This window comes from Rothia sp. HMSC072B03 (assembly GCF_001809565.1).
Classification (GTDB): domain Bacteria; phylum Actinomycetota; class Actinomycetes; order Actinomycetales; family Micrococcaceae; genus Rothia; species Rothia mucilaginosa_A.
On the sequence record NZ_KV797970.1, the window covers coordinates 397,622 to 415,579 of the forward strand.

Below are 17,958 nucleotides of genomic sequence, written 5' to 3' on the forward strand. Positions count from 1 at the left end.
CTCACGAAAGAGGGCATACAGCAATGAACGGTGTCAACACCCCCACCAAGCTCGGCGTCATCGGTGCAGGCGGCGTCGGTAGCGCAACCGCATACGCAGCAATGGTTCGCGGTTCCGCCGATGAAATCGTCCTGTACGACATCGACGGCAAGCGCGCTCACGCAGAGGCACTCGACATCGCCCACGGCGCAATGTTCGCTCACGAGGCAACCGTCACCGGCGGCGACGATATCGAGCTGCTGCGCGATTGCGACATGATTATCATCACCGCAGGTGCCCGTCAGAAGCCGGGCCAGCCCCGCCTCGAACTGGCCGGCGCAAACGTTGCCATCCTCGAGAAGCTGCTGCCGAACGTGCTTTCCGTGGCCCCCAACGCCATCATCATGCTCGTCACCAACCCCTGCGACGTGCTGACCGTCGTGGCCCAGAAGATTACCGGCCTGCCCGCCAACCGCGTGCTCTCCTCCGGTACCGTGCTCGACTCCTCCCGTCTGCGCTGGCTGATCGCAAACAAGGCCGGCGTCTCCATCAAGAGCGTTCACGCGAACGTCGTTGGTGAGCACGGCGACTCCGAGTTCCCCGTCTGGTCCGCAGCCAACATCGGCATGGTCCCCCTGACCGAGTGGGAGCAGGACGGCAAGCAGCTCTTCACCGAAGAGGTCCGCACCGAGCTGGCCACCGAGGCTATGCGCGCAGCCTACAAGGTTATCGAGGGTAAGGGCTCCACCAACTACGCCATCGGTATCTCCGGTGCACGTATCGCCGAGGCATTCCTCGGCGGCCAGAACGCAGTGCTGCCCGTCTCCACCACCATCGCAGGCGAGCTCTACGGCTTCAAGGACGTTGCACTGTCCCTGCCCACCATCGTCAACCGCGAGGGTATCCAGCGCGTTCTGCCGGTTCCCATGAACGAGGCTGAGATGGCACAGCTGAAGGCATCCGCTGAGGCAATCCGCGCCTCGGCCGCATCGCTGGGCTTCTAACAGCTAGACCCGGGGCCAGCGCCCCATGAGAGCCCGCCGCATCCGTCACAGTACATGACTGGATGCGGCGGGCTCAGTCTATGGGGTCGTAACGTATGACGGGCGAAAACACGCCACGCTCCCGTAGGTAGTAGAATAAAGAGCATGAGCACTGATCCTCGCACCGAACTCACCCGCCTCCTCGACGCGCTGGAGGCCCACCTGTCCGCCGTGATTGAACGCAACGGCGAGCACGACCCCGCCATCGATGAGGCCTACGTAGAAATTGCCAACGCCTTCGAGGCTTACGAAGACGCCCTCTTCGAGGCCTACGAAGAGGTCACCCCCCTGAGCGTGTACGGTGATGATGAGGAAGACGATCTCGAGGAAATCCTCGACGACGAAGACGACATCGACGACGACGATATCGAGTACGAGGACTAATACACCTCACCATACGTTCCGACCCCTGATCGCCACCCCCACGCGGGGTGATGCGGCAGGGGTCGAACCGTACCCGGTGCACCCGCATGCGGCGCGACGAACACCGCAGATACCGCAGCCGCAGATGTCGCACGCACCCCGCGGGGGAACCACCGCGCATCCGTCAGAACCCGCAGAACGACAGTCAGCGAACAACTCTCGAGAACGGAGACACCCGTGAGCGAACCCCGCACCTGGCGCGATGCCGCCCTCATCCTCCGCACTCAAAAACTCGGCGAAACCGACCGCATCATCATCATGCTCACCCGCGACGGCGGAATCACCCACGCCGTCGCCAAGGCCGTGCGCAAACCCACCTCCAAGTTCGGCGGACGACTCGAACCGTTCATGCACACCGACCTTTCCTTCAGCCGCGGCCGCACCAACCTGCACACCATCACCCAGGCCGCAACCCTGCACGCCTACACCGGCCCCATCATGGCCGACTACGCCGCGTACACCTGCGCCTCCACCATCGCCGAACTCGCCGAAGACCTCACCCAAAACAACGCCGGAACCACCGAACTGTACACGCTCACCCACGGGGCATTCGCAACCCTAGCCCACGCGCAGCACACCCCCCAGCGCGTGCTCACCCGCTACCTGGCCCGCGCCATGGACCGCTCCGGCTGGCCCCTCATCGGCGAGCGATGCACCCGATGCGGCACCCCACTTACGCCCGAAGCCACGGCTCGGGAGGGCACGGCGGAAGCCCCGGGCCGATACCTTGCCTTCCACACTGCCCACACCTACGGCCAGTACACCGTCCTCTGCCCGAAGTGCGCCCCCGCCACTGATGCGCCCCTCACCGCTCTCACGGCCGAAGACCTGGCCTACGCGCTCGCCGCCGCCAGCCCCAACCCGAGCGCCTGGGAAACCATCGACGCCGCACCCCGCGGAACCGCCGATAAAATCCTCAAACTCTACCTCGCCACCACCCAAAATCTGCTGGAACACCCCCTCAAAACCTTCGGGGCGCTCGAGGCGGAAACCCCCGCAAAATAACACCCGAAGCGCCCGCCCATGCGCGCCGTGCCACGGTAAAATAGCTAACAGCACGCCAGGTTTATATCTGGCGCATATCTAGGCAAACGACCCCGGGGGAGAACCCGCCAGGGAAGAAAGGCACACATGGCACGCACCCAGCCCGTACCCCCGCCCCCGCACCCCACCGGGGCAACCCCGCCTCCCATCCCGAAGAAGTTCATCCCCCAGCACGTCGCCGTCGTCATGGACGGCAACGGGCGCTGGGCCAACGAACGCGGCCTGCCCCGCACCGAGGGCCACCGCGCCGGCGAGGCCGCCCTGCTGGATGTCGTCGCGGGCGCCATCGAAATGGGCATCCCGTACGTGACCGCCTACGCCTTCTCCACCGAAAACTGGAAGCGCTCGCCCAGCGAGGTTGCATTCATCATGCGTTTCTCCACCGAGGTGCTGCAGCGCCAGCTGGCAACCCTCAAGACCTGGGGCGTGCGCATCCGCTGGGCCGGTCGCCGACCCAAGCTGTGGAAGAGCGTCATCGAAGAGCTCGAGCTCTGCGAGCGCGAAACCATCGACAACACCGTCTGCACCCTCACCATGTGCGTGAACTACGGCGGCCGCGCAGAAATCGCCGACGCGGCCGCAGCCATCGCGGCAGACGTTGCCGCGGGCAAGCTCAAGCCCGGCAGCATCACCGAAAAGACCATCCAAAAGTACCTGGACGAACCCGACCTGCCCGACGTTGACCTGTTCCTGCGTTCCTCCGGTGAGCAGCGCATCTCAAACTTCCTGCTGTGGCAGAGCGCCTACGCCGAGTTCGTCTTCATGAACGTGCTCTGGCCCGACGTCGACCGCCGCACCCTCTGGGAAGCCGTCGAAGAGTACGCGCGCCGCGACCGCCGCTACGGGGGCGCAGTCGACGCCATCGCCGCCGAGTAGGCCGACCACTAAGCCCAGGCGTTAGCGCCCCAACGTGGCGACCCGGTTCGCCGCCCACAAACCACCCACACCTCCAACACTAGGGAGAACAAATGCGCATCTACCCGACCTTCTTCAACATCTTCTTCAAGGGCATGGACCCCGAGAAGGCACACCACATCGGCTTCTGGGGCGTGCAGACCCTGCGTAACGTCGGCATCACCCGCGCGCTGCGCAAGTACTTCCAGCCCGCACCCGAACTGGCAACCACCGTCATGGGCATCACCTTCCCCTCGCCCTTCGGCCTGGCCGCGGGCTTCGACAAGGGCGGCAAGGGCATCGCCGCGCTGGCTGGTATCGGCTTCGGCCACGTCGAGATCGGCACCATCACCGGCCAGGCGCAGCCCGGCAACCCGCAGCCGCGCCTCTTCCGCCTCGTCGAAGACAAGGCCGTCATCAACCGCATGGGCTTCAACAATGACGGCGCCGCAGCGGCAGGCCCGCGCGTAGCCGCCGCCCGCGCAGACCTCGAAACCGAATACCGCGGCGTCGTACGCCCCATCATCGGCGTGAACATCGGCAAGACCAAGGTCGTGGAGCTCGAGAACGCTATCGAGGACTACCTGATCTCTACCCGCACCCTGGCACCGCAGGCAGACTACCTGGTCGTCAACGTCTCCTCCCCGAACACTCCGGGTCTGCGCACCCTGCAGGCTATCGAGTCGCTGCGCCCGCTGCTCACCGCCGTGCGCGAGGAGGCAAACCGCGTCAGCCCCAACCGCCACGTACCCCTCACCGTCAAGATCGCACCCGACCTGGTCGACGAGGACATCATCGAGGTGGCGGCCCTGGCCAAGGAGCTGAAGCTGGACGGCATCATCGCCACCAACACCACCATCGCCCGCGAAGGCCTGGGCCTGACCAGCGATATGACCAAGGTCAAGGAAATCGGTGCCGGCGGCCTCTCCGGCGCGCCGCTGAAGCCCCGCTCCCTCGAGGTGCTGCGCCTGCTCAAGCGCGAAATCGGCGACGACCTGGCCATCATCTCCGTCGGCGGCGTGACCACCGCCGAGGACGTGCAGGAACGCCTGGACGCTGGCGCCGACCTGGTGCAGGGCTACACCGCCTTCCTGTACGAGGGCCCGCTCTGGGCGGCACACATTAACCGTGGCCTGGTGAAGCTGCGCCGCGCTCGCCGCTAAAAGGTTTACGCCCCGCCGGGTGACTGGCGGGGGAGGGAGCCTCACGCTCCCGGCGTGCTGAGGGGGCACCGTTCTCTACCCGTTGGGGTGGATGCGGTGCCCCTTTTGCGTTTCTGCGCGGGCAAACAGCTCGCGTAATCGGACGAACCACCGCGGACAACAACCGGGCAACAACCGGACGATGAGAATAGACCAATAACGGGTTCTAGGCGCGCACCCCCGCATAATGGAGATAGACGGGAAATCATGCACTACAACGATGTGGAGGACCACCCATGACCCCCAACGCGCTGAACCGCCGCTCAATGCTGACCGGAGGCACCCTCATCAGCCTCGGCACCCTACTCGCCGCCTGCGTGCCGCACGACATCACAACTGCAGGAGACGGATCCACCGCCTCCGGCACACCTGCCACCAACAGCAGCTCAAGCACCGGCAACAGCGCCGGCGAATACCGCAAAGCAGACGCAAAAGGCCCCGCCCAGAACGTTCCCAAACCCAACGCCCCCGAAAACGGATACCGCGCCAAGACCCCCGACGGCATCCGCAAAACCATGGACGCCTGGAACCAGTGGATTAACTACGGCATCCAAACCGGCGACTACAGCAAAGCACGCGAATTCCTCTCCTCGACAAACGACGGAGAACTCAAAATCTACCGGGAAATAGAAGCACTCTACCGGCGCGGCGGCTGGGTCATCGACGGCATCCAATACTTCAAGCCCGTAGGCGAGCCCTGGACCGAGGACGATCAAACCTACCGCCTGAAAACCCGCCACGAATGGGACAAAGAAACCGACGTGGAACCAGATGGTCGCCAAGAAACCTGGAGCAGCGACAAGGAAGAAGAAATCTACACCTTCGCCCTCGAACACCGCGACGGCAGATGGCAGATCCTCTACTCCCAAATCGACGTCTAAGCGATACATTCGCCGCGTAAGAGGGTAAGGATTAGCGGGCATAAAAATAGGGGAGAGGCCCAAACAATCAGGACCTCTCCACACACCCCACAAACGCAACCCCAACACGGGGCCGCGCCACAGGGTACTAACGATTAGCGCGGGTACTCGCCGTACTTCACCATCGGAACCGGACGGCGCCAACGACGAACCATCATCACACGGTTAAAGGTGTACATACCACCACCGCGCTGAACCTCGCCGAACTTAGCAATCAGCTTCTTCTTCAGGCCACGCCACAGAATGAAATAATCAATCACCCACAGCAACATCGCGGCATACATCGCGTACACAGAACCGTAATAAATCGAAACGCCAACCTCGGACGAACCCGAAACACCCTGACCGATCCAGCCGCCAACCAGCAGAACCAACAGAACAATCAGCATGAAATCGCCCAGGTTACGGCGCGCATCCACATAATCACGGATGTAACGACGCTGCGGACCCTGATCCACAAGAGGCAAGAAACGCTGATCGCCGCCATGCAACGCCTCATTCTGACGAGCACGAAGCTTAGCGTTATCCTCACGCTCACGACGACGAAGCTCAGCACGCGCCTCACGATCATTCGCAAGCGCACGATCACCGCCGCCCACCAGAGGCCTATGACGAGCCGCCTCCCGCTCCTTACGCGAAGGAGTCGGACGGCCCTTCTTCGGGGTAAACTTCGGATCAACCGGAGCCTGCGGCTCCTCTACAACCTGCGGCTGAGCAGCTTCAGTCTCAGCCTTCTTATTCTTACGACCAAACACCCTCCCATCATACCCGACACACACAGATACACCCCCTCCACAACAAAACCACATCAGAGCCTGAAACACCACAGCCCCACCCCACCGCAAGACCCCGAATAACACACCCCCACACCCCGCGATGTAAGGTAGAAACATGACTACTGAATTCACCCACCACAGCGCCCTCAACGACGCAATCAACGAACGATTCGAAGCCACCCTACAAACCCTCACCGACCTCGTCGCCATTCCCTCCATCGCCTGGGAATCCCACGACCTCACCCAGGTCGACCGCAGTGCAGAAGCAGTCGCCGCACTCGCCCGCAAGGCAGGCTTCGACAACGCACGCATCGAACGCGCCACCTACACCACTGCCGACGGCACCGAAAAGCAGGGCATGCCCGCCGTCATCGCCTCCCGCCCCGCCGCCGAAGGCTACCCGACCATCCTGCTCTACGCCCACCACGACGTACAGCCCGCCGGCAACCTCGACCTCTGGGACACCGAACCCTTCGTCGCCACCCGCAAGGGCGACCGCCTCTACGGCCGCGGCGCAGCAGACGACAAAGCAGGCATCCTCGTACACCTCGCCGCGCTCGCAGCCATCAACGAAACCCTCGGCGATGACTTCAAACTCGGCGTGAAACTCTTCATCGAAGGCGAAGAAGAAGCAGGCTCACCCTCCTTCGTCTCCTTCCTCAACACCTACCGCGACGAACTATCCGCCGACTACATCATCGTCGCAGACTCCGCCAACTGGCGCGCCGGCGTACCCGCACTCACCACCAGCCTGCGCGGCGTCGCATCCGGCGACATCGAAGTACGCGTCGGCAGCCACGCCATCCACTCCGGCATGTTCGGCGGCCCCATGCTCGACGCACACACCCTCATGGCACAGCTCCTCGCAACCCTGCACGACGCCACCGGCGCCGTAGCCGTCGAAGGCCTACACCGAGCCCCCGAACCCGAACTCGAATACGCCGAAGCAGACTTCCGCAACGACTCCGGCATCCTCGACTCAGTACCCCTCGCAGGCACCGGAACCGTCGCCTCCCGCCTGTGGACCCAGCCGGCCATCTCCGTCATCGGCATGGACATCCCCTCCATCGCGACCTCCTCCAACACCCTGGCAGTCCTCTCCCGAGCACGCATCAGCACCCGTCTCGCACCCGGCGACACCCCCGAAAACGCACACCGCGCGCTCGCCGAGCACATCAAGGCCCACGCACCCCACGGCGCTGAGGTCAGCTACACCGCCGTGGATTCCGGCATGCCCTTCTCGACCGAGGTGGACGCAGACGGTGCGCAGACCGCTCTGGACGCCATGCGCGCCGCCTGGGACCTGGAACCCGTACAGACCGGCATGGGCGGCTCCATTCCGTTCATCGCCGACCTGAAGCAGACCTTCCCGCAGGCACAGATTCTGGTCACCGGTGTGGAAGACCCCGACACCCGCGCCCACAGCGCCAACGAGTCCCTGTACATCCCGGACTTCAAGAACGCAATCCTGGCGGAGGCACTGCTGCTCAGCGCACTCGGCGCTCGCTAAACGCGCTCGCTGACCAGCACCCACTCGGCTAGAAAGCTTCAAGAAGCGCGGGGGAGAAACATCCACAAAAAGTGGGGGAGAAGGGTCACAAACCCCAACCCCCACTTTTTCGGTATCCTAGAAGCAGAATTAATTGTTAAGCCCCACACCAAAACTCACGCCCCCGGCGAACTATGCACACCCTAGGTTGTGCATCAAACACTCGGGCGCGTATCGTGAAGGATAAAACACCCGCACGCACCACACGCGGCGCACACGGGCAACCAACCAAACAAAAGGACAACACCAATGAGTGAAACCACCATCGAACTGCCGACCCACGGCGTCAACCTCACCGAAGTAGCACAGACCAAGGTCCACACCCTCCTCGAACAGGAAGGCCGCACCGACCTGCGCCTGCGCATCGCCGTCCAGCCCGGCGGCTGCTCCGGCCTCATCTACCAGCTCTACTTCGACGAGCGTGTCCTCGACGGCGACGCAGTCCGCAACTTCGACGGCGTAGAAGTTATCGTCGACAAGATGAGCGCACCCTACCTCGACGGCTCCACCATCGACTTCGAAGACACCATCGAAAAGCAGGGCTTCTCCATCGACAACCCCAACGCAGCAGGCTCCTGCGCATGCGGTGACTCCTTCCACTAAACCGAAGGCACCCACCACTAAAGCGCGACACGCCTAACAAACCCCCGTCTCGCATACTGCACCCAACCGTGCAGATACGCGACGGGGGTTTTACACTTAAAACATGACTACGCACGAAATCACCTGGAAATACATCCTCAACCAGCTCATCAAACACCAAAACCTCACCGACACCGAAGTCGCCTGGGCCATGGACCAAATCATGACCGGCCAAACCGAACAGCCGATCCTCGCGTCCTTCCTCACCGCCCTCCACTCCAAAGGCGAAACCCCCGAAGAACTCGGCGCACTCGCAGCCGGCATGATCGCCAAAGCCGAAACCGTCGACATCGACCCCCACGCCGTAGACATCGTCGGCACCGGCGGCGACCAGCAAAGCACCGTCAACATCTCCACCATGGCAGCCCTCGTCATCGCAGGCACCGGCGCCACCGTCGTCAAACACGGCAACCGCGCCTCCACCTCCAAATCCGGCTCCGCAGACGTCCTCGAAGCCCTCGGAATCCGCCTCGACATGCCCATTCCCGCAGTCGCCGAATGCGCTCGCGAGACCGGCATCACGTTCCTGTTTGCGATGACCTTCCACCCGGCAATGCGCCACGTGGGCCCGACCCGCCGCCTGCTGGGCATTCCGACCGCGTTCAACTACCTGGGCCCCATGACGAACCCGGCTCGCGTGAAGTCCTCGGCTATCGGCGTTGCGAACCCGGTCATGGCTGAGAAGATGGCTCACGTCTTCGCGGAGCGCGGCGATCACGCCCTGATTTTCCGCGGCGATGACGGCCTGGATGAGCTGACCATCGCCACCACGAGCCGCCTGTGGGAGGCTGTAGACGGCGAACTGACCGAGTACCGTTTTGACCCGACCGAGTACGGTCTGCAGAACGCACCGCTGGAGCAGTTGCGTGGCGGCGACGCCGAGTACAACGCGGGTGTGTTCCGCGCCATTTTGGCGGGGGAGGGCGAGGCCCCGAAGAGCCCGCTGCGCGCCATTCACGACGCTGTGGTGATGAACGCTGCGGCTGGTCTGGTGGCGTACCGCCCGACCAACGGCGAAAGCTTTGAGGCTCGCTTCACGCAGGCGTTGGCTGATGCACGCGAGTCCATTGCATCCGGTGCAGCAGAGCGCGTGCTCAATGCCTGGGTAGAGTTCAGCTCCAAGCGCGCAGAATAAAGAAACTCAGTAGCTGATGATAGGCACCCGAGATGGGGCGCACCGAATGGTGTGAACTCGTCTCGGGTGTTTGTCGTTTAACGGGAGGCGTTGAGGAACCCGAAGGGTCGGGGCATGTGAGCGTACGGCTAGATGAGATGCGCGGAGCTCAGAGAAAGGTGCGAGGTGCACGGAGCTCAGAGACATGGACGGAAGAGCGCAGTCGCAACAGTCGCACTACGAGGAGCACAGGTTCGACCCGTGCCAGCCAGAGCGTAGAAAGCACCGGTGAGCATCCGGTGGGGTAGTGAAAAATAGGTCTACTTTACATAATGTATATTATCGGCTTTTTAGGGAGATTGATGAATACTTGATTCTGCCTTGTTGAACGCCGTCTTAACACTCGATGTATTCACCCGCATTTTCCGTCATAACCCATCCCCGCAGGCGCCCCACCTGACATAATGGGCGTAGGCCGCCGAGACATTGATGACTCAGAACCCGGTACGTCCGAGACGTGTTGAGCTCGCACCCGCGCGGCACACATTCCGAAACTCCGAAGGAGGAAACATGGATTGGCTCTTCGAGACACCCTGGACGCTCTGGGTTGTTCTCGCCCTCGCCTTCGCCGTTATTGAGATGCTCAGCCTCGACCTGTTCTTTCTCATGCTGGCGATCAGTGCAGGCATTACCGCGGCAATATCGCCCTTCGTGGATAACATGCTCATCCGAACCGTTATTTTCGTAGTGATCTGCCTGATTCTGGTTCTTGGCCTGCGCCCGCCGCTGCTCAAGAAGCTCAACCGGTCGGCCGGTAACACCGCCACCAATGTCGAGGCACTCATCGGGTCTGAGGTGCGCATCACTCAAGATGTGACTAGTGAAAGCGGTTTGGTTGTACTGGCCGGCGATACATGGACGGCGCGTACCGTATCCGGAACGCTCCCCGCGGGAAGCCTCGCGAAGGTCAGGTCCATTGATGGTGCCACCGCAATCGTAGAGCCTCTCCCCCACAGTTAATACCCACCTGAATACCGGCTCTAGAAGCAGATTCAGATACCCAAAAACACGCCATATAACACACCGATAAGGAGAAATAATGCCTATCAGCCTTATTCTGACGGTCCTACTCATCCTCTTCGTGCTGACGATGCTGGCCAAGACCGTGCGCGTCATTCCGCAGGGACGAGCCGGCATCGTCGAGCGACTGGGTAAGTTCCGCGCCGTTCTCAAGCCCGGCCTGCACATCGTCATCCCCGTGATTGACCGCGTGCTACCCCTCATCGACCTGCGCGAACAGGTGGTGTCCTTCCCCTCGCAGTCCGTGATTACCCCGAAGATAACCTCGTGGTCGGCATCGACACCGTCGTGTACTTCCAGGTCACCGACCCCCAGGCCGCAACCTACGAAATCACCAACTACATTCGCGCCGTGGACGAGCTGACCAGCGCAACCCTGCGTAACGTCGTTGGCGGCCTGAACCTGGAGCAGACCCTCACCTCCCGCGACCAGATTAACGCGGAGCTGCGCGGCGTGCTCGACTCCACCACCGGCCGCTGGGGCCTGCGCGTCTCCCGCGTGGACATCAAGGAAATTCAGCCTCCCGTGTCCATCCAGGACTCCATGGAGAAGCAGATGCGCGCTGAGCGTGACCGCCGCGCGGCAATCCTCACCGCAGAAGGCCAGAAGCAGTCTGACATTCTGACCGCCGAGGGTGAATCCCGCGCCGCCATCCTGCGTGCTGAGGGTGAAAAGCAGGCACAGATTCTGCGTGCAGAGGGTGACGCACAGTCCGCCATCCTGCGCGCAAACGGTGAGGCCGAGGCCGTGCAGAAGGTCTTCGCCGCCATCCACGAGGCCAACCCCAGCCAGCAGCTTCTCACCTACCAGTACCTGCAGACCCTGCCCAAGCTCGCCGAAGGCGACGCCAACAAGCTCTGGTTCATCCCGACCGAGCTCGGCGATGCACTGCGAGGCCTGGGCAACGCGTTCGGCACCCTGCCCGCATCCAACCTGGCGGATGCACCCGCAAAGTCCTCCGCCCCGAAGGCCGAGGGTCAGAGCTACGGCATCAACGGCTAGCAGGCACCTAAAAAATTCATAGGGTTCAACCCCTGCACAGTGGGCGGGCGGAGACTATTACCGATATAATGGATGTTTTGTAAACGTTCGAGGGAATAGCTCTCCCCCGCCCAACGTTATACCTGAAGCGCCGCCCGGCGCACACGACGGACACTGGAGGAAAAATGAGCGATCGTAGCCTGCGCGGTATGCGCCTGGGTTCCCAGTCGATGGAAACCGAATCGAACGTGCAGCCGGCACCCCGCCAGCGCGTCGAGTACCGCACCGCAGACGGTGACCGTGTTTTCGTGACTTTCGCGGCCGAGGCAGAGATTCCCCCGGTCTGGACCGCAAAGTCCGGCAAGGAGGCCTTCCTGGTCAACGGTGATTCCACCGCCAACGCCGAGGATGAGAAGCCTGCACGTACCCACTGGGACATGCTCATGGAGCGTCGCAGCATTGAAGAGCTGGAGAAGACCCTGGAGGAGCGCCTGGAGTACTACCGCAACCACTTCGCGGTCTAAGGAACGTCTAGATACGTTAAGGGGCCTTTCAGCGGCATGTGAGCCGCCGAAAGGCCCCTTTTGTGTACCCCGGATGCCTTCCTGCCCGTCATGTGCGAGAGGCGTTAGGGGCTCTCAGAGGATTCCAACAGAAAGGGGCCGGGGCGGATGCTCGTAATGCGCATCCGACCCGGCCCCTCATATGAGGTTGGGTTATGACCCGGGACTACTTCTTGCCCAGGGCCTTCTTCAGCTTCTCCGCGTGGCTCTTCAGGCCCCAGCGGGTCACCTTCGACATCGAATCGAAGATGATGTTGCCGTCCATCTTTGAGGCGCCCACCTCGCGCTCAACGAAGGTAATCGGAACCTCGACAATCTTCAGGCCGGCCTGCTCCGAACGCCACGCCAAATCCACCTGGAACACGTAGCCCTTCGAATCGATGCCGTCCAGGTTCAGACGCTGCAGGGCCTCGCGGCGGTACGCGCGGAAACCTGCGGTGATGTCCTTGATGGAGGTGCCCAGTACCATACGGGTGTACAGGTTAGCGCCGCGCGAGAGAATCTGGCGGTGAGCCGGCCAATTCTTCGTCTTGCCACCCGGCACGTAACGCGAACCGATGGCCAGATCGGCGCCCGCCTCAACGGCGCGCACCAGGGAGGGCAGCTGCTCGGGCTGGTGGGAGCAGTCAGCGTCCATCTCAATCAGAATCTCGTAGCCCGCCTCCAGACCCCAGTCAAAGCCCGCCAGGTAGGCGCCGCCCAGGCCGTCCTTAACGGTGCGGTGCAGAACGTGAATCTGAGGGTCCTTGGCCGACAGCTCATCAGCGATCTGGCCGGTGCCGTCGGGGCTGTTATCATCCACCACGAGAATGTCTACCTCGGGAGCTGCCTTGCGAAGACGCTCCACCACAACCGGTAGGTTCTCCTTTTCGTTATACGTCGGGATGACAGTCAGAACGCGCATAATACTCTCTCACGTGTGCATATAAAACGGGCAGTGTAGATTCCCAGTATACCGGTTAACTATGTGAGCGACGGTACGCAATGGGGTATCTGGGTATTTCATTTCCTGTAAAAGGTGGTGGACTAGCCGAAAAAATTATTTACTTTCAGTGTAAATAGATTCAAGAATGGGTAGGGGCGAGTCGTCCTCCAGGACCGGAAGCAGCGGAATCCGGGCGCGCGGATCGGTGCTCCACGAGGCAACGCGCGAATCCGGAGCCTGAACCATCAGCGCCTCCACACGCCAACGCGTCACGAAGGCCAGGGTATCCGGCGCCAGCTGGCCCATAAACGGGTTCTCCTCATGCGCCAGACGGTATACGCCGCGGGTCAGCGCCGCGAACGCGCTACGTGCAGACACGCCGTGCTCATCGTTCACCAGCGCGCGCACCAGGGCCCACGCACCCGGCGCAAACAGCTGGGTATCGGAACCCAACGCAATCGAGGTGCCCGCAGCGTTCGCGCGGCGCGCAACCGAAGCCACCGACTCCTGGCCCTCTCCCCCGGCGGCCAGCGTGGCCAGCGCCTGCACAGCCTCATCGTCCTCGTCAGACTCCGGCTCGCACACACTCAAACCCAGGTGCACGCGGCCCTCGGCCAGCTTCTGCAACCACTCATCGCTAATGGGATTCTGAGCCGTGCTGTACGCTGCGTCCAGGCGAATCGGAAGCCACGGACGCTCCCCACGAATCGACAGGGCGGCCTCAGCGGCGGCAGCAAAACCTGCGGAAGCGTCAATCGACAGAACCAGCGCGGCGTCCTCAGCCACCTGGGCGTAGCGCTCCGCCAGCCCCGCGGGAACGTGGATACCCGTCAGCGACAGACCCGGCAACGCGCGCGGGCCCTCGGTCAGCGGACGCAGCGCCTTAATTGCGCTCACCAGCTCCTCAAGGTCGACGCCCGCCCGCTCACGGCCCTCAACCCGCGGGCCCGAAGCATCAAGAATCAGACGGATATCCGCCGGGCCGTGCTCCTCGATGTTGTGGCGCAGGGCCGACACCAGATCCGCCGCATCATCCATGGAAGCCAGCAGGGTATGGGTGTGGTAACCCACGGCGCGGTAGACGTCCAGGTACTCGAAAATCTCGACGGGCTCCTTACCGCCCACCGGCGCCAGGGCGCGAGCAAAAGCGGGCGTCAGCAGGGCCCCATCGAGCTCCACCACCTCGGTGGACTCATCGGCAATCGAATGAGCACCCGCATCAGAACCAACCCAGCGGACGACGCCGTCCTCCGTCAAAAGAGCCGTGGCATAGGGGTCGACGGGGCTGTACACGCTACCGTCCACAAAAATACGGGTGGCCATTGTTAATCCTTTCGCCATTGAGCGGAACGCTGCAACTCGGGCCGGGGCGCATCCGCCAACGCGGCGGAACACCCCAACAGGCCCTAGTCCGAGTATAAAAGCCCCCCGGGGGCTGCGGTAGTATGTGCATCCTTTCACGACAAAGAATGACCCGCGCCCTCCGGGGGTATCGAATGATGGAACGGCGATGGCGGCGGGGAGCACCCCAGCCCCCGCAAGAGGCACGCCGCGAGCGCGTTAGACGTCCAGCGCCACAACGCCGCGGCGCACCGCCTCGATAGCCTCCTCACAGCGAGCGCGGATGACCGGGTCCAGGGAGCGGATGTGCGCGATCTGGTCTAGGGCGTCCAGTACCTGTTTGGCCCAGCGGACGAAGTCGCCGGCGGCGAGGCCGGTGTCCTCGATGGCTTTTGCGAGGTGGGCGCCGTTTGCCCAGGCGTACATGGGTTCGACCAGGCCGAAGTCGCAGGCCGGGGTCAGGTCGACCTTGAACTGTTCTTCTGAAGCGTTGAGGTCGGCGAGGCGCTGCGTGATGGTGGCGATGGGTGCGCGCAGGGAGGGATGCGGGTAGTGCGCCAGGTACTCTACCGCGTCGCGTTTGCCCTGGTAGGTTAGGGCGGCGACGGTTGCGGCGATGGCGGCGGGTTCCAGGCCGTCGAGGAAGTGCGCGTCTAGGCACAGGGCGGTGAGTAGGTCGCGTTCGCCGTAGATGCGGCGTAGGGCCTGGCCGCCGGTGGTTAGCGACAGTTCACCGTCCTCGGTGCGTTCGACGTAGCCGTAGCTTTCCAGCAGGCGTGCGATGCGGTTGAAGACCTGGGCGATTGTGTTGGTGCGGCGGGCGATTTGGCGGCGCAACCCTTCGGTTTCGGAGTTGAGTTTCTGCCAGCGTTCGGCCCAGCGCATGTGGTTTGCGCGGTCGGAGCAGCCGTGGCACGGGTGGTTGCGTAGCTGCGCCTGTAGAGCCTCCAGCTGCGCGTCGATGCTGTTTTGGCGTGCCGGGATGTTCTGCTGTGCGAGCGCACGCGGGGCGCGGCCGTCGTAGAGTGCCTGACGCATGCGGCTTGCGGTGTCGCGGCGTTCCTTGGGGGTTTTGAGGCTCAGGCGCTTGGGGATTTTGATGCGTGAGACCGGTTCGACGGCGCCCTCGAAGTCGCGGGTTGAGGCGGTGCGCTGGTGCGCGTCCTCGGTGACGATGCCGATGCGGGGGTCGGCGTGCGAATCGGAGCGGGTGATGACAACTGCGTAGCCGCGGGAGCGGCCGTGCGGGATGTAGATGATGTCGCCGGGCAACAGCTGCTGGATGCTGTGGTGTGCTTGCGCGCGGGCGTGGCGTTCGTTGCTCTTGGAGGCTTTCTTTTCCAGTTCGGCGATGTGGCGGCTGAGCTGTACGTATTCGGTGAAGTCGCCGAGGTGGCAGGCCATGGCTTCGCGGTAGCCTTCCAGGGCGTTTTCGTTTTTGCGTACGCGGGAGGCGATGCCCACGACCGACTTGTCTGCCTGGAACTGTGCGAAGGAGGATTCCAGGATTTTGCGGGTGCGTTCGGCGCCGTAGGAGGCGATGAGGTTTGACGCCATGTTGTAGGTGGGGCGGAATGAGGAGTTCAGCGGGTAGGTGCGGGTTGAGGCGAGGGTCGCCACATGCTCCGGGGACAGGCCGGGGCGCCACATGACGACCGCGTGGCCTTCGATGTCGATGCCGCGGCGGCCGGCGCGTCCGGTCAGCTGGGTGTATTCGCCGGGGGTGATGTCTACGTGGGATTCGCCGTTGTACTTGGTGAGCTTTTCCAGGATGACGGTGCGGGCGGGCATGTTGATGCCCAGCGCGAGGGTTTCGGTAGCGAAGACCAGCTTGACCAGTCCCTGGGTGAAGAGAGCCTCCACGACCTCCTTGAACAGGGGTAGCAGGCCGGCGTGGTGTGCCGCGATACCGCGAATCAGGCCGTCGCGCCATTCGTAGTAGCCGAGGGTGTTCAGGTCGCGGGTGTCCAGGTGTGCCGTGGCCTCCGCAATGTAGGCGCGGATGGTCTGCTGCTGTTCGGGGGTGGTGAGCGTAATGTCGGCTGCCACGCACTGGCTGACCGCGCCGTCGCATCCGGCGCGGGAGAAGATGAAGCAGATGGCGGGCAGTAGACCCTGCTTGTCGAGGGCGCGGACCATTTCGGGGCGGGTGATGCGCTGGGGGCGCAGCGGTGCCTGTTCGCCGCGCTCACCGTCTGAGTAGCGGCGCGTGCGGTCTGAGCGGCCGCGCTCGCCGCTGCTGAAGGTTTCGTTGAGCCAGCCTTCGCGGCGGTGGCGGAAGCGTTCACGCTTGCCGCCGTAGCGGCCGCGTCCCGGGCCGGAACGGAAGCCGGGGCGTAGTGCCTTCAGCTGCGGGTTCAGGCGCAGGCCGGCCAGCAGAGGGTTGGCGCCCGCCTCTACGGATGCGCCGCGCTGCTTGGCCTTCTGCGCCTTCTTTGCCTGTTTGCGGGAGAGCTGCTCCTCCGGCTCCTGGTTTTTGCCGTTTTTGCCGTGTGCCGAGTTGTCCTCGGGCACGAAGAGGTCTACCACGCGGTGGCCGACCATCATGTGCTGCCACAGGGGTACCGGGCGGTGCTCGGAGACAATAACGTCCGTGCCGCCGCGCACCGTGTCCAGCCAGGCTCCGAACTCCTCAACGTTCGACACCGTAGCCGACAGGGAAATGACGTTCACGTGCTCGGGCAGGTGGATGATGGCCTCTTCCCACACCGCGCCGCGGAAACGGTCCGCCAGGTAGTGCACCTCGTCCATGACCACGTACCCCAGGCCGTTCAGGGTGGTGGAGTTGGCGTAGAGCATGTTGCGTAGCACCTCGGTGGTCATCACGACCACGGGGGCTTCGGTGTTGATGCTCGTGTCGCCGGTCAGCAGGCCCACGTAGTCCTCGCCGTACGCGCGCACGAAATCGTGGTACTTCTGGTTGCTCAGCGCCTTGATCGGGGTCGTGTAGAACGCCTTCATGCCGCGGCGTAGCGCCAGGTAGATGCCGAACTCGCCCACGATGGTCTTACCCGCGCCCGTGGGGGCGGCCACGAGGACGGAGCGGTCCGCCTCCACAGCGGCACACGCCTGACGCTGAAAGTCGTCCAGCGGGAAATCCAGGGAGGCCTCAAACGCGCCCAGGGCGCTCTTGGCGTATGCGGAGCGCTCTCGGGATGCGGCGTAGGCGGCGGCGTAGTCGGTGCCGGTCTGCTCGTTAGAAGCGGTAGAAGTGTGTGCGTCAGAAGTGTGCTGTGCGTGGTGCTTAGTCATGGTACATCCAGTGTAGCGGCTGGCCTGCCGGCGCTCGGCTCGAAGCGGCGGCTTCCGGCAGATATCAGGTACGGGCGAACACACGGGTGAAAACACGGGTGGCACGCGGCGGCTCGAGCCCGACCGCGAGCGCATCCGGCGCGCCTTCTGGGCTTTGGGGCCGTCCGGGGGCGGGTATGCGGAAAGGGCGGGGCGCAGAAGGTGAATCTGTGCCCCGCCCTTTCGGCGAG

The 17,958-nt window shown here is 63.3% G+C and carries 15 protein-coding genes and 1 pseudogene; 12 read left to right on the top strand and 4 right to left on the bottom strand.

Features of this window, described 5'->3' with window-relative positions:
* Positions 1-23 precede the first annotated feature (23 nt).
* From HMPREF2630_RS08225 to HMPREF2630_RS08250, 6 genes are all read left to right on the top strand, one after another.
* Positions 24-983, top strand: coding sequence for an L-lactate dehydrogenase (locus tag HMPREF2630_RS08225; protein WP_049343314.1), 960 nt, complete (start codon positions 24-26; stop codon positions 981-983).
* A gap of 144 nt (positions 984-1,127) precedes the next feature.
* Positions 1,128-1,406, top strand: a complete 279-nt coding sequence (locus tag HMPREF2630_RS08230; RefSeq protein ID WP_049334173.1) for a hypothetical protein — start codon at positions 1,128-1,130, stop codon at positions 1,404-1,406.
* Positions 1,407-1,622: 216 nt separating this feature from the next.
* Entirely contained in the window at positions 1,623-2,450 is an 828-nt protein-coding gene (gene recO / locus HMPREF2630_RS08235; protein WP_070484378.1) for a DNA repair protein RecO, read from the top strand.
* 126 nt (positions 2,451-2,576) lie between these two features.
* Entirely contained in the window at positions 2,577-3,365 is a 789-nt protein-coding gene (locus HMPREF2630_RS08240) for an isoprenyl transferase (RefSeq protein WP_049345287.1), read from the top strand.
* 92 nt (positions 3,366-3,457) lie between these two features.
* Positions 3,458-4,546 (top strand): quinone-dependent dihydroorotate dehydrogenase, encoded by a 1,089-nt coding sequence (locus HMPREF2630_RS08245; RefSeq protein ID WP_070484381.1) that lies wholly within the window; start codon positions 3,458-3,460, stop codon positions 4,544-4,546.
* A gap of 275 nt (positions 4,547-4,821) precedes the next feature.
* Entirely contained in the window at positions 4,822-5,466 is a 645-nt protein-coding gene (locus HMPREF2630_RS08250) for a DUF6318 family protein (protein WP_070484383.1), read from the top strand.
* A gap of 134 nt (positions 5,467-5,600) precedes the next feature.
* On the opposite strand, the gene HMPREF2630_RS08255 is transcribed toward HMPREF2630_RS08250, so the two are convergent.
* A complete protein-coding gene (locus HMPREF2630_RS08255; RefSeq protein ID WP_070484386.1) occupies positions 5,601-6,260 on the bottom strand; it encodes a DUF3043 domain-containing protein in 660 nt (219 codons plus the stop codon).
* Positions 6,261-6,396: 136 nt separating this feature from the next.
* Between HMPREF2630_RS08255 and HMPREF2630_RS08260 the strand changes: the two genes are divergently transcribed.
* From HMPREF2630_RS08260 to HMPREF2630_RS08285, 6 genes and pseudogenes are all read left to right on the top strand, one after another.
* Positions 6,397-7,791, top strand: coding sequence for a M20/M25/M40 family metallo-hydrolase (locus HMPREF2630_RS08260; protein ID WP_070484388.1), 1,395 nt, complete (start codon positions 6,397-6,399; stop codon positions 7,789-7,791).
* A 288-nt stretch (positions 7,792-8,079) separates the two neighbouring features.
* Positions 8,080-8,433 (top strand): HesB/IscA family protein, encoded by a 354-nt coding sequence (locus HMPREF2630_RS08265; protein ID WP_070484390.1) that lies wholly within the window; start codon positions 8,080-8,082, stop codon positions 8,431-8,433.
* A 103-nt stretch (positions 8,434-8,536) separates the two neighbouring features.
* Positions 8,537-9,607 (top strand): anthranilate phosphoribosyltransferase, encoded by a 1,071-nt coding sequence (gene trpD / locus HMPREF2630_RS08270; protein WP_070484393.1) that lies wholly within the window; start codon positions 8,537-8,539, stop codon positions 9,605-9,607.
* A 549-nt stretch (positions 9,608-10,156) separates the two neighbouring features.
* The gene (locus tag HMPREF2630_RS08275) at positions 10,157-10,606 is read left to right on the top strand and encodes an NfeD family protein (protein ID WP_049334182.1); all 450 of its coding nucleotides are present in this window, start codon (positions 10,157-10,159) and stop codon (positions 10,604-10,606) included.
* A gap of 79 nt (positions 10,607-10,685) precedes the next feature.
* Positions 10,686-11,668, top strand: a pseudogene (locus HMPREF2630_RS08280) (SPFH domain-containing protein).
* Between the two features lie 164 nt (positions 11,669-11,832).
* The gene (locus HMPREF2630_RS08285; protein ID WP_049334184.1) at positions 11,833-12,171 is read left to right on the top strand and encodes an RNA polymerase-binding protein RbpA; all 339 of its coding nucleotides are present in this window, start codon (positions 11,833-11,835) and stop codon (positions 12,169-12,171) included.
* A gap of 205 nt (positions 12,172-12,376) precedes the next feature.
* On the opposite strand, the gene HMPREF2630_RS08290 is transcribed toward HMPREF2630_RS08285, so the two are convergent.
* From HMPREF2630_RS08290 to HMPREF2630_RS08300, 3 genes are all read right to left on the bottom strand, one after another.
* Positions 12,377-13,114 carry a polyprenol monophosphomannose synthase gene (locus HMPREF2630_RS08290; protein ID WP_070484396.1) on the bottom strand — a complete coding sequence of 246 codons (738 nt, stop codon included), beginning with the start codon at positions 13,112-13,114 and terminating at the stop codon, positions 12,377-12,379.
* A gap of 135 nt (positions 13,115-13,249) precedes the next feature.
* The gene (locus tag HMPREF2630_RS08295) at positions 13,250-14,458 is read right to left on the bottom strand and encodes an amidohydrolase (protein WP_070484399.1); all 1,209 of its coding nucleotides are present in this window, start codon (positions 14,456-14,458) and stop codon (positions 13,250-13,252) included.
* 237 nt (positions 14,459-14,695) lie between these two features.
* The gene (locus tag HMPREF2630_RS08300; RefSeq protein WP_070484402.1) at positions 14,696-17,728 is read right to left on the bottom strand and encodes a DEAD/DEAH box helicase; all 3,033 of its coding nucleotides are present in this window, start codon (positions 17,726-17,728) and stop codon (positions 14,696-14,698) included.
* Positions 17,729-17,958 lie beyond the last annotated feature (230 nt).